Source organism: uncultured Methanobrevibacter sp. (assembly GCF_905235195.1).
GTDB lineage: Archaea > Methanobacteriota > Methanobacteria > Methanobacteriales > Methanobacteriaceae > Methanarmilla.
This window is the reverse complement of sequence record NZ_CAJOKH010000040.1, coordinates 1-13,355: the sequence shown is the minus strand read 5'-3', so window position 1 is coordinate 13,355 and position 13,355 is coordinate 1. Positions and strand designations below refer to the sequence as shown.

Annotated in this window: 9 protein-coding genes and 1 CRISPR repeat array; all 9 genes read left to right on the top strand. The window is 27.0% G+C overall.

Annotation, left to right across the window (positions count from 1 at the left end; translation table 11 throughout):
- Window positions 1-432, top strand: a complete 432-nt coding sequence (locus QZ146_RS06060) for a hypothetical protein (RefSeq protein WP_295722773.1) — start codon at window positions 1-3, stop codon at window positions 430-432.
- Window positions 330-1,148, top strand: a complete 819-nt coding sequence (gene csm5, locus QZ146_RS06055; RefSeq protein ID WP_365316774.1) for a type III-A CRISPR-associated RAMP protein Csm5 — start codon at window positions 330-332, stop codon at window positions 1,146-1,148. Before QZ146_RS06060 ends, csm5 begins: the two co-directional genes overlap by 103 nt.
- Before the next feature lie 83 nt (window positions 1,149-1,231).
- Window positions 1,232-2,575 (top strand): TIGR02710 family CRISPR-associated CARF protein, encoded by a 1,344-nt coding sequence (locus QZ146_RS06050; protein ID WP_295722772.1) that lies wholly within the window; start codon window positions 1,232-1,234, stop codon window positions 2,573-2,575.
- Between the two features lie 33 nt (window positions 2,576-2,608).
- Window positions 2,609-3,295, top strand: coding sequence for a CRISPR-associated endonuclease Cas6 (locus QZ146_RS06045; RefSeq protein WP_295722771.1), 687 nt, complete (start codon window positions 2,609-2,611; stop codon window positions 3,293-3,295).
- Window positions 3,296-3,455: 160 nt separating this feature from the next.
- Window positions 3,456-3,734 (top strand): CRISPR-associated endonuclease Cas2, encoded by a 279-nt coding sequence (gene cas2, locus QZ146_RS06040; RefSeq protein ID WP_295722792.1) that lies wholly within the window; start codon window positions 3,456-3,458, stop codon window positions 3,732-3,734.
- Between the two features lie 39 nt (window positions 3,735-3,773).
- Window positions 3,774-4,778, top strand: coding sequence for a CRISPR-associated endonuclease Cas1 (cas1, locus tag QZ146_RS06035; protein ID WP_295722770.1), 1,005 nt, complete (start codon window positions 3,774-3,776; stop codon window positions 4,776-4,778).
- Window positions 4,779-5,281: 503 nt separating this feature from the next.
- A CRISPR array of direct repeats spans window positions 5,282-8,233; the repeat unit is 37 nt; unit sequence ATTGCAGGCCACTTTCTACTAAAACAAGGATTGCGAC.
- Window positions 8,234-8,744: 511 nt separating this feature from the next.
- Window positions 8,745-11,303: a transglutaminase domain-containing protein gene (locus QZ146_RS06030; RefSeq protein ID WP_295722769.1), complete on the top strand. Its 2,559-nt coding sequence runs from the start codon at window positions 8,745-8,747 to the stop codon at window positions 11,301-11,303.
- A gap of 443 nt (window positions 11,304-11,746) precedes the next feature.
- Window positions 11,747-11,950, top strand: coding sequence for an AbrB/MazE/SpoVT family DNA-binding domain-containing protein (locus QZ146_RS06025; protein WP_295722768.1), 204 nt, complete (start codon window positions 11,747-11,749; stop codon window positions 11,948-11,950).
- A 218-nt stretch (window positions 11,951-12,168) separates the two neighbouring features.
- The gene (gene ung, locus QZ146_RS06020; RefSeq protein ID WP_295722767.1) at window positions 12,169-12,831 is read left to right on the top strand and encodes a uracil-DNA glycosylase; all 663 of its coding nucleotides are present in this window, start codon (window positions 12,169-12,171) and stop codon (window positions 12,829-12,831) included.
- Window positions 12,832-13,355: the final 524 nt, after the last annotated feature.

The window sequence follows — 13,355 nt, the reverse complement described above, 5'->3', positions numbered from 1 at the left end:
ATGGTATCTTCAGGTAAACTTTTTGGTAATTTTAGCTGTACTATGAAGACAATTACTCCAGTATTTATTGGAAATGGTAGAAAATATTTTTCAAATGAATTTGTCACAGGAAAAGCAAAACTTAAAGGTGAAGATATTAATATTATCAAAAGAATCGATGTAATTGAATATTATAAAGATTTAACAGATGATAAAAAAGACAAATTTATAGAAAATTTATCTAATCAGAATTTTAAATTAGAACAATATGATTCTAAGGTTAAAAATAATATCGAAGATACAATGCCGTATGTAAATTCCAACTTACTGATAAAAAAGGATATAAGAATATTCCAAGTGAAATTGCAGAGGGTATTAAAACTAATGATAAATTTTTTATTCCAGGTTCATCTCTTAAAGGTGCTATTAGAACAAGTTTATTATATAATTTAATAAATGCTGATGATATTCCAGAGGATATTGTTCAAAAACGCAGTGGTAAATATAGAATTAAAAGAGGGGCATGTGATAATTTTATTAATAAAATATTTTCAGCACCTAAAGGTAATTCTGCACAAAATAGTATTATGAGATTTTTACAAATATCTGATTCTACTGTTGCTAAATTTCCTCATGTTTATGATTTAAAAACCATTAAAGCTAAACCTACAGGTACTTTTGAAGATCATGGTCGCAATGGAAGAGTAATTAAAACTTATGTTGAAACAATAGGTAGAAAAACATCTCTTAAATTTAGTTTAAACAATACTGTTAATGATGATGTTTTAAATAGAATTGGTATTGAAGATAAAAAATACTTAATCAGTTTAAAAAACATTAAAGAGTCTATTTATAATTTTTCCAATGATATAATAGACCATGAGATAGAATTTTATGAAGAATATGACAGACCTAGTATTAAAAAGACATATGAAAAATTGTCAAAATGGAATAAGTTAGATAAACCTTTAATTAAATTAGGCTCTGGTTCAGGGTTATTAGCCACTTCCATTGCTTTAAAAATTAAAAATGAAGATATTCAAAGATTTGAAGAAATCCGTCAAAGCTTTAGAAGGTCATATGAATATGAATTCCCTAAATCTCGAAAAATTACATCAACAGATTTACCACTTGGATGGGTTCAGTTGTCTTTTGCAGAGCCAAAATAAATTTATTAATTATTATCAGTTGATTATGTTTTTTCATACTAACTGATTATTTTTTTATTCAATTAATTTAAAAAAGTGTTATTATGTCAAAAAAGAAAAAAGCATTAATCTTAACAACTGGAGGGACTGTAGAACCTCTTGTAGAAGCGATAAAAAAATTAAATCCGGATTATATTTCTTTTGTTCATTCAGAGGATACGGAAAAAATTGCATTAGAAGTTTCTAGTTTATTTTCTCATAAATATCTTTCAAATGAAATGGAGTTTTATAATATTGATGATCCTCAGGAGATGCATCTTGTTTATAATAAAGTTAAAGAGATTATTTCTGATTTAAATAGTAGAGATTTTGATATTTATCTTGATTTTACTGGTGGAACCAAAAGTATGGTTGCAGGAGCTATTTTAGCAACAATTGGAAATAATATAGAATATTCATATATTGGATCAGATTCTATTTTTGGTCGAGATAAAAATGGTGTAGGTATTGTTAAAACAGGTCATGAAAATTTTAAACCTCAGGAAGATCCATTTGAATTATATGCTGTTGAAGAGATAAAAAATTCTAAACAGTTTTTCAATCTTCATCAGTTTCAAGCAGCAATTGAAAATCTAAAAATAGCAAAATCTAAAATTCAGGATGATGAATTAAATGATGAAGTAAAGTTTTACAGAAGTATTGTTGAATTTTATGATGATTGGGATAAGTTTAAACCTATGAAATTTTCTCGTTTGTCTCGTAATTTAAAATACTATCCTCATATAGTTGAAAAATTAAATAAAGTTCATCCCGGATTTATTAGCCAAATACATAATAATATTCAATTTTTAAATCAAAAATATTCAGCGGATTTATCAATTGAAGATAGAATCATTTATTATCTTCCAGATTTATTAAATAATGCTGCACGTAGAATTGAAGAAGGTAAATATGATGATGCAGTTGCTAGACTTTACAGAGCTAATGAATTAATTGCACAAATTTCCCTTACAAATGTAGGAATTTTAGACCATAATCTATTAGATCAAGCAAATGAGTTTAAAATTAATAAAGGTCAATTAATTAGCATTATGGGGATGGAAAGTCCTGCTGTAAAATTTGTAAATGATAATGATCCTTATGATTTTGATGATCCTAATAAATGTACAGTTAAACTTCCTTCATATAACAGTTTCCAGTTACTTAAAAAAATAGAATATGAATTAAATTTATCATCTAATATAGGTGTAGAATATGAGAGAAGAAATATTAATAATAATGTTAAGTCTAGAAATACTTCTATTTTAGCACATGGTTTAAATCCTATTTCTCCAAATAAGGCTAATAAGTTATTTGATTTAATATTGGATTTTTCAAAAATTTTAATGCCAAATATTGAAGAGGAAATGGAATTTGCTAAATTTCCAAAATTTACCCAAATTAATTAATATTTATTTAATTAAATGGATTAAGGTTATAAAATGAAAATTAACACTACATATTTGATTTTAAATACAGATGAACCAATTAAGGTTTCAACTAGTAAACTTAGAGGATATATTGGAAATACATTTAAAGAAAATTATCTTTTACATAATCATTATGGTGATGAAAGATTTTTATATTCCTATCCTTTAGTACAATATCATATTTTTGATGATAAAGCAATAATTTTAGGTATTGAAGAAGGTGTAAATTCATTAAAAAATATTGTAGATGAGCTTAATTATTTGCATCTTGATAAAAAGTATGAGATTGTAAAAAAAATCTTATATGATAAGGAAGTAGATGTTCAACCTACAAGGGAGGAATATCATTATAAGTTTATATCTCCATGGATTGCTTTAAATTCAACAAACTATAATAAATATAGGCAAATGGATAACTGGAAGGATAAAAAAAATTTTATTAACAATATTCTTGTTGGAAATATTCTTTCAATGAGTAAGGGATTGGGAATAATTGTAAATAAAAGATTACATGTAAAATCACATCTGGAAGAAGGCAGAATAAAATATAAAAATATTGAAATGAATTCATTCACTGGTGAATTTAAGGTTCATTATAAAATACCTGACTTTTTTGGTTTTGGAAAAGGAGTCAGCCAAGGTTTTGGTTCTGTAAAAATGATTGATGATAGTATAGATAAAATATTGGAGGATGATTAATAGATATAATAGTTTTTTTGATGTATTCAATTAAAAAAATATAAAAATTTTAAGTTTTATTTATTTTAAAATATAAAAAAGGTTTAATAGTTAAATATTTCATTATTTTTATGTTTAATATTTAATTTACATTTTTTTAGTTTTTTAGGGGGTTTTTTATATATTAGTTTTTGTATTTTATGATATATCTGAAGATATAAGTAGAAATCATCTAATTAAATTGTTACAACATTATGGTTTATATAGAGTTCAAAAATCTGTTTTTGCGGGTTATCTTGATCTTAAAAGAAGACTAGATTTGGCAGATAAATTGGACTTGTATATCTCCTCAGATAATGACAATATTGTTTTAATCCCCATATGTAAAAATTGTGAAGAATCTATTTTTATAGAGGGATTTACTGAAATTCCTCAAATAAAAGACTTTGATTTTGTATGATTTAATAATTTTTATTTATATAAATTATTGGGGATTATTATGAAATTATTTGTGGAAGGTTTTGGAAAATCAGTTGCAAGACGTGATAATCAAATTTTAATTAAAGAAAATGATAAAATTACAAATTATTATGTTATTGATGATATTGAACAGTTAATTATTACAGGTAAGGGTTCAATAACATTTGATGCTATGAGTTTACTTGCAGCACGTAATATTGATACTATAGTACTTAATTGGAAAGGTGAGGTAGTATATCAGTTGCTGCCAACTGAAAATAAACATGTTAATGTTAAAAAAGAGCAGTACTCAGCATTAAATGATTTTCGAAGTGGTTATCTTGCAAAGTCATTTATTAAAGCTAAAATGGAAAATCAAAAGGCAGTTCTTGGAACATTATCAAAGCCTCGTGAGAATCCAGAATTTCTTATACAAAAAAGAGATAATATTGCAAATATTATCATACAATTAAATGATATTAGAAATAGGCCTGTTGACGATATTAGAAATAATATTTTGGGTTTAGAGGGGATTGCTGCTAATGAATATTGGGATGGTATTAAAACTATTATTCCTAATGAATTTAATTTCCAATCTCGTAGTGGTAGAGGTGCAAAAGATCCTATAAATTCAATGTTAAATTATGGTTATGCTATACTTCAAACTCAAATTATTAAAGCATTATTTATTACAGGTTTAGATATTTATTGTGGATATTTACATGGAGATCGTTATGGTCGTGCAAGTTTAGTCTTTGATTTAATTGAAGAATTCCGTCAACAAATCGTTGATAAGGTTGTAATTAAAATGATAACTAAACGACAAGTTAAGGTTGATGATTTTGAACTTAAAGACAATATCGTTATTATTTCAGAGGATAAAAGAAAATTACTCATATCAGAGATTATGAAAAAACTTAAATCCAATGTAAAAATTAATAATGAAAATATAAGTTATGAAGATATTATATTCTATCAAGCAAAATTAATTTCAAAATTTCTTCTTAAGAAGGAAAAATATAATGGATTTTCCTTAAGGTGGTAAAAATTTTTACTATTTTTTTTTATTTCTGCCAGAATTCCAATATTTTAAGAGAGATTTTTTTTATAAATTTCTAAGGCAGTTCTTTATATTTTTAGAATTTTCTCTTATATTAGTCATTCTAATCTAAAATTATTATTTTCGTATTTTTTTTATGAGCAAAAATAAGTTTTTTGCTTGTTTTAAAATTAAGTATTTTGTGAAGATATGATTATTTTTTGTTTGTTTGATAAATTTATTTAAATTTTATGAATATTTTTAATATATTTTAAATGGTTTATACTTCTATTAAATATGGGTTTTTTCTTAGTTTTATTATTTTTCTAGGGTTTATTTTTTTTTAAATTATTATTATATATTTTGTTCTGATTTTTATCTCAAAAGATTTATATGGTATTGTGAATATATTTATAAATGGTGTTTATAAAATGTGTTCTTCACAAAACACTTAAAAATTCCTCAATTTTTAGCAATTATTTACTATTTTTCAGTTAAAAATTGGGGCTATTGCAGGCCACTTTCTACTAAAACAAGGATTGCGACAAATCTATCTGCTCTGATGTATCAGTCCAATCTATAATTGCAGGCCACTTTCTACTAAAACAAGGATTGCGACTTCTTTTTTCTTATTCAAATTCTTTTTATTTTCCATTATTGCAGGCCACTTTCTACTAAAACAAGGATTGCGACAGGTATTAACTGACTACCCTCAGGAAGTTCAGTACAATTGCAGGCCACTTTCTACTAAAACAAGGATTGCGACCTTTTATTAAACTCGTATTCACTCTCGAATACTTGTATTGCAGGCCACTTTCTACTAAAACAAGGATTGCGACATATTTTTGTTTCTCTTAAATTAATCCTATAAATATTGCAGGCCACTTTCTACTAAAACAAGGATTGCGACTCGATTTCAAAAGATATAAAGACTAAATCAGTATTTAATTGCAGGCCACTTTCTACTAAAACAAGGATTGCGACAATTATTGAATTCAATAATATTCTTACCTTCTTTAAATTGCAGGCCACTTTCTACTAAAACAAGGATTGCGACATAACAACACCCAAAGCACAACAAACCATATAAGAAATTGCAGGCCACTTTCTACTAAAACAAGGATTGCGACTATCATAAACAATGCAATAATCATCACATAACTCTTTATTGCAGGCCACTTTCTACTAAAACAAGGATTGCGACGTATTTTCCACCTATTTTTCTTTCCATGTTTGGTTATTGCAGGCCACTTTCTACTAAAACAAGGATTGCGACGAATTTTTAAACGGCTGTTCTAACGGTAATAACCGTATTGCAGGCCACTTTCTACTAAAACAAGGATTGCGACAAATCAGTATTTAACCCCTTAAATACTGAAAATTCATTGCAGGCCACTTTCTACTAAAACAAGGATTGCGACTTAAGAAGACATAAATCTTTCTCATTTAAAATCTTAATTGCAGGCCACTTTCTACTAAAACAAGGATTGCGACTTATTAAGAATTAAGACTCTATAATCCTTTATTTTACTATTGCAGGCCACTTTCTACTAAAACAAGGATTGCGACTTTGGAGCTGTTCTAACAGCTCCTTTTTTATTTTCATTGCAGGCCACTTTCTACTAAAACAAGGATTGCGACACTTCTATAAACTCAGTTAAATTTAAAAAATCTTCTAATTGCAGGCCACTTTCTACTAAAACAAGGATTGCGACTGGTTGGAGCATGTTTGTTATCAAATATTCTCCTGAATTGCAGGCCACTTTCTACTAAAACAAGGATTGCGACAACATCTACTTTTAGAACAGCTTCAGCTTTATTTAATTGCAGGCCACTTTCTACTAAAACAAGGATTGCGACTGAGACACTGCAAATTTTTTGAGTGCTTTGAGCGCATTGCAGGCCACTTTCTACTAAAACAAGGATTGCGACGGTAATCTCGGCATATCTAATTTAATCCACAGTCTGATTGCAGGCCACTTTCTACTAAAACAAGGATTGCGACACAGAGAGCTCACAATCTCCGTCAATCATATTTAAATTGCAGGCCACTTTCTACTAAAACAAGGATTGCGACAATATCAGATAATCGTTCCTCCATATCGTTTTTTTGATTGCAGGCCACTTTCTACTAAAACAAGGATTGCGACTCGATTTCTACTTCTTGTTCATTTTCGTTTATCACTATTGCAGGCCACTTTCTACTAAAACAAGGATTGCGACTCATATACAAGATGTACATATACAGAATATTTATATTATTGCAGGCCACTTTCTACTAAAACAAGGATTGCGACCAACACACAACGATTTTAACTCTTCAAGTTGTTCTTTATTGCAGGCCACTTTCTACTAAAACAAGGATTGCGACGTAAAAAACAGAGAAAGCATATATCCAAAAGAAGTAATTGCAGGCCACTTTCTACTAAAACAAGGATTGCGACCACCTATGATTTGAAAGGTATTGTTATCTACCGTAAATTGCAGGCCACTTTCTACTAAAACAAGGATTGCGACTTTAATATAATAACAAGATTAGTATAATCCTTTAAAATTGCAGGCCACTTTCTACTAAAACAAGGATTGCGACTACTCTTTAATTGTTTCATTTGGACAAACTCCATAAATTGCAGGCCACTTTCTACTAAAACAAGGATTGCGACTCTATCATTTTATCACTTCTTCCTTTTTATTTTAGATTGCAGGCCACTTTCTACTAAAACAAGGATTGCGACAATAATAATTGTTATCGGTTATTTTATCGTTTAAAAATTGCAGGCCACTTTCTACTAAAACAAGGATTGCGACTCAGATAATATATTACTATCATATAAATCGGATAAATTGCAGGCCACTTTCTACTAAAACAAGGATTGCGACGTTTTACTTCATATCTCATATTTTAACCTCTTAAAATTGCAGGCCACTTTCTACTAAAACAAGGATTGCGACTTAATTCTACCTTTTTTAAATGATTTAAATTTCTTAATTGCAGGCCACTTTCTACTAAAACAAGGATTGCGACTTTTCTAAATTTTTCATATAACATCATCTCCATTTTATTGCAGGCCACTTTCTACTAAAACAAGGATTGCGACTCTTTGTAATTACAATCTTCCATAACATTCATATCCATTGCAGGCCACTTTCTACTAAAACAAGGATTGCGACACTCTTGCAGAGAGAGTATAGAATTTAAATCCACATTGCAGGCCACTTTCTACTAAAACAAGGATTGCGACTCATCTCCATCAAAAGCCTTCAAACAAACTTTCATAAATTGCAGGCCACTTTCTACTAAAACAAGGATTGCGACGTAGGTTCAAAACCATACCATTCTAACTCTTGTCCATTGCAGGCCACTTTCTACTAAAACAAGGATTGCGACTCTTCAGGATTATATAAATCCGTTTGCTCTAATTCTATTGCAGGCCATTTTCTACTAAAACAAGGATTGCGACTTTCCTGCAAATGTTTATTTATTGCCTATTTTATTCTATTTTAAAATTTTCAAACTAAATCAATAGTAAACAAATTATACTAAATTATTTAATTTTAAAATGGTTTAAATTTTTTTAATCTTATTTTCGCTGTTTGTATAGCATTTTATAAACAAATTATATATTAAAACTATTTTTTTAACTTTTTTTGATAATAATGTGTTAATTTAATTTTTTTAATTTTTTTCTTATTTTTTCATAAAACTAAAAAAACTCATTTATTTTTTTATTAAATTTTGTAGAAAATTTTAAATATATCTTAATTATAACAATTAATTACATTTTAAAAATAGTATTTATCATTTTAAATTCCACTTATAATATTTCATTGAAAAATTATTTCATAAAATATTTTGAATTTAAAAATTATGAAAATAAAGATAGTGTTTATTTCATGTGTAATTTTAAAATTAGTTAAAATTACATTATATTTACTATTTTTAAAATAGTATTGTGAGGTGAAAAGATTTTATTGAAAAATAGGACAATTTTACCTTTATTATTAATATTACTTCTAATTAGCATTTCAGCTATTTCAGCAAGTGATGTTACCAATGGAACGGATACATTAAGTTCAGTTGATGATTCTAATCAGATTAGTACAATTGAAGAAGATGCTAATGTTCCTACCTCAACTGAGGGTGAGGTGGTTGATTCTGATTTACCTGATCCTTGCTCTAGTAAGGTTGAGGATATTTCTTGCAGTACTTCTATAGATGAAGGAGTTGTAGAAAACGCTTCTCTTAATGAAGTTACAAATGGAGAAATAATTCCAATTAATGATTTGAAAGCTTCATATAGTTTAGAAGTAACCAATCCTACTATTGTTAATCAAAATAAATTTATTTCCACTAATATGGCTGCAGGGTCATCTAAAAATACTTTTGGAGTTTATTTATTTGGAGTAAATATGAATAGTGTTAATTTGGCTAAACTTAAATCATATCATATTGGAAATATTTTCTTAAACTTTTATGCCTATGATACTTATGGTAAAAGTAAAGTTGAATCTTTTATCAAAAAAGCAAATTCATATGGTATTCAGGTACATATTTGGATGCAAGTATATTATGATGGACAATGGCATAATCCTGCTACTGCTTCTTCCTCATATATCAATTCTAAAATAAATGAGGCAGTTAAATATGCAAAATTAAGAAACGTTGCAGGAATTCATTTAGATTATTTACGTTTTGCTGGAAGTGGATCTCTCCGTGCAAGTAAATATTCAAATGGTGTAAGTGCAATTAATTCTCTTGTACAAAAAATTGTAAAAAAAGTAAAAGCTATTGATAAGAATATCCTTGTTTCTGCGGCTTTAATGCCTGAAAAAGGAGATTCTATTACCTATTATGGTCAAAATTCTGCACAACTTGGAAAATATCTTGATATTTTAGTGCCTATGGCTTATAAAGGTAATTATGCTGCTTCATCTTCATGGATTAAATCTGTAGCTCAGTATTATGCTAAGCATTCAGCTAAAGCACAAGTGTGGATAGCTTTACAATCTTACAAATCTGATAGTGATACTACTAAATTAAGTGCCAGTGCTCTTAAAACCGATGCTCAAAATGCAATTAATGGAGGAGCACAAGGTGTTGTATTCTTTAGATATGCGCTTTCTAATCTTTTTGATGTAAGTTCCATAAGTGGAGTCAAAGAGAAATCAACTACTGGTTCATCTTCTGCATCTAGTAAGGTAGCAGTAACAGAGATTTTAAATGCTTCAAATACTATAAGAACATATTATGCTAAAAATAAAAAACTTCCTAAAACTGTAAAAGTAGGTAGTTTAAAATGTACTATGGCTCAGTTTTTATATTATGAGGCTTTAGCTATTAGCAATTTGCATAACGGTAAAAAATCCGCTCTAAGTAAAATTGGGTCTCTTAAAGAACCATCTTCTCCTAATGCAGGTGACAAGATTTCAAATAAAAAATGGTCTAAATCTCAATATGTTGATTCTGCTACGAGGACTTATAAATGGATTAAACAAAATGGCCAAGGTCCTAATTATTCAACTACAAATATGGGTCGTTTAAACTACAATAATTTAGTTGAAGGATTTGCTGCCGTTTTATCATATTATAAATCATATAAAAATTTACCGGATTATATAACAATAACAAATAAGAAACCTGCAGTAGTACCTCCTAAACCTGTAACAAGTTTTACTATTTCACAGATTATTACTGCTGCAAATACTGTTAGAGCATATTATGCTAAAAATAAAGCACTTCCAACTTCTGTAAAAATTGGTACAAAAAGTGTTTCAATGACACGTTTCTTATATTATGAATCTTTAGCAATTGTAAACATTAAAAATAATAATTTGAGTAATATTCCTGTAATGACAAGAGCTTTATCCGAACCTGAAGATCCTTTTATGGGAGATCAACTTGAGAAGAAACATCTCAAAATGGACGGATATGTAGATTCAGCTCGTAGAACCTATAAATATATTTTAGAACATAAACAGGGACCAAATTACTCATCAACTGCTGTAGGTAAAATTAATTTCTGTGATTTAACAGATGCATTTAGTAGAATATTAACCTATTATGGTCATCATAGTGAATTACCAGCATCCGTTGTTGTAACTACTAGTTCAGGTTCACCTGATACATCATCAATTACTAAACTTGCAAAAAGCCTAACAAAAGGTTTAACTTCTAATTATGCAAAAGCAGTTAAGATGTTTAATTGGGTTAGAGATAATATTAAATATTCATATTATTATAATTCCCAACAAGGTGCAGCTAAAACATTAAAACTTAGATCTGGAAACTGTTGTGACCAGTCTAACCTTTATGTTGCAATGTGTAGAGCTGTTAGTTTAACAATTAGATATGTTCATGGATATTGCCATTTCTCCGATGGATGGTATGGACATGTTTGGACAGAGGTAAAAATCAAGGGTAAATGGTATAGTGCGGATACTATTTCAACTAGAAATAATTTCGGTGAAATAAATAACTGGGATACAAAAACTGCAACCATTTATGCTAGATATGATAATTTACCGTTCTAGGTAAAATTGTAAAATAAATATTCGAGGATATTATCCTCTAAACTTTTTTTCTTTTTTTATTTTAATTTAAATCTTATTTTAAATATAAATTTTATATTTTATATTTCAGATTTTAATTTTATATTTTAACTATTGTCTTTTTATTAATTTTATAAAATTAATAGTTTTCATTGTTCTTTTTTAAAATAAATATAATAATTTAATTCATTTTTTAATTTAATCAATAAATACTTTTTTTTAATCTATTTTTTCACTAAGACATCATTTTTTGTTTTAATATTTTTTTTAAACAAAATCTTTAATTAATTTTTAAAATAAATTATATTTTTATTTAAGTAAAATCATAATAATTATGTCTTAAATCTTTTATTAAAAATTTTTATTTAAAATTTATTAGAATTTATTTTAAACAATTTTTTTTTAAAATAATTGTAGGTGATTAAATGAAAACAAAAATTGAAAGTGGTTTTAAATTATCAATCCCATTAAAATTTAGGGAAGAATTAAATATTAAAGAAGATAATTTTGTAAATTGGTCCATTGAAGATGGAAAAATAGTTCTTGAATTTATTGATGATGATACCATTGATTTTGGAAAAATAATGGCAAATAAACCATGGGACGCTAATAATTCTGATAATAAATAATTATTGTATTTTTTCATTATTTTTTTCTTTTTTCACTAATTCTTTATCTTTTTCTTATTTTTTCTTTTTTGTAGTATTCTTTTATGTTTTTTTATTTTTTTCATTATTTCCTTATATTATTTAATTATTTTTGCTAAATAAAATTTCGTATTATGTTTTATTTTCCTTTTTAATATTTTACAATCAATATAAATATTAAATTAAATAAATTTAATTTTATGATTGGAAATGAGTGGGATGAAGTATTACAAGATGAATTTGAAAAGAAGTATTTTAAACAGATTATGGACTTTATTGATTTAGAATATAAAACCAAAACAATTTATCCTCCATATGAAGATATTTTCAATGCATTTAAATTAACACCTCCATCTAGTGTTAAAATTGTTATTTTAGGTCAAGACCCTTATCATGAGAGAGGTCAGGCACATGGTCTTGCTTTTTCTACTCCAGAAGGTCATACTATACCAAGGTCACTTAAAAATATTTTTAAAGAAATCAATAATGAGTATGCTTATAATATTCCAAAATCAGGATGTCTTGAAAATTGGGCTAATCAAGGAGTATTTTTATTAAACACTGTTTTAACGGTAGAAGAAGGTAAAGCTAATTCTCATAGTAACTGTGGATGGAAAATATTTACAGATAAAGTAATTAAAATTTTAAATAAACAGAACCAAGCTATTGTTTTTATGTTATGGGGTAAGCAGGCTGAAGAAAAAAAGCATCTCCTTAATAATCCTAATCATCTGGTTTTAATTACTTCTCATCCAAGTCCATTCTCTGCAAGAAGAGGATTTTTTAATTGTAATCATTTTCTACTTGCAAACGAGTTTTTAAAGGATAATGGTTTAGATGAAGTGGATTGGAGACTAGAATAATTAATTTAATTTAATTAACTTTTTTTTATATTAATCATCTTGTTTAATAAATATGTTAAGAATTAAAGAATTAAATTAAGGTGCATTATTATAATAAAGAAGATATATAAGTAAAAAAATCTGTTAAAATTTATTTTATAGGGTGCTAGATTTTTTCGTATACGAAACTTGCATAAAAATCTTATTTTTTTCTAAATACAAAATAATATATATTTATTTTATTACGGTGTTTTCATAAAATTCATTAAATTTAAAATAGGGAAATATAAATGTTATATTAAAATATAACGGATAAGATATATTCATTTGGGAATTAAAATGTTACCGAGTTTAAATTACGATTCAAAATACCCAAAATTTAATTTGTTAGACAAAATATTTAAAATTAACAATTCTAAAAAAAAATTAAATCCACATGCAACCGTAAAAAAAAATTACAAAACATCAAAATGATGGTAAATTCAATTAAAATTCAATTAATGAGTATGTATTTTAATTATACCGTTTCCGATGTAGTTAATGAG

What these genes read in the sequence shown, in the direction of transcription:
- QZ146_RS06060 (WP_295722773.1), top strand. Translation starts at nt 1, where the DNA reads ATGGTATCTTCAGGTAAACTTTTTGGTAATTTTAGCTGTACTATGAAG.
- QZ146_RS06050 (WP_295722772.1), top strand. Translation starts at nt 1,232, where the DNA reads ATGTCAAAAAAGAAAAAAGCATTAATCTTAACAACTGGAGGGACTGTA.
- QZ146_RS06045 (WP_295722771.1), top strand. Translation starts at nt 2,609, where the DNA reads ATGAAAATTAACACTACATATTTGATTTTAAATACAGATGAACCAATT.
- cas1 (WP_295722770.1), top strand. Translation starts at nt 3,774, where the DNA reads ATGAAATTATTTGTGGAAGGTTTTGGAAAATCAGTTGCAAGACGTGAT.
- QZ146_RS06025 (WP_295722768.1), top strand. Translation starts at nt 11,747, where the DNA reads ATGAAAACAAAAATTGAAAGTGGTTTTAAATTATCAATCCCATTAAAA.
- ung (WP_295722767.1), top strand. Translation starts at nt 12,169, where the DNA reads ATGATTGGAAATGAGTGGGATGAAGTATTACAAGATGAATTTGAAAAG.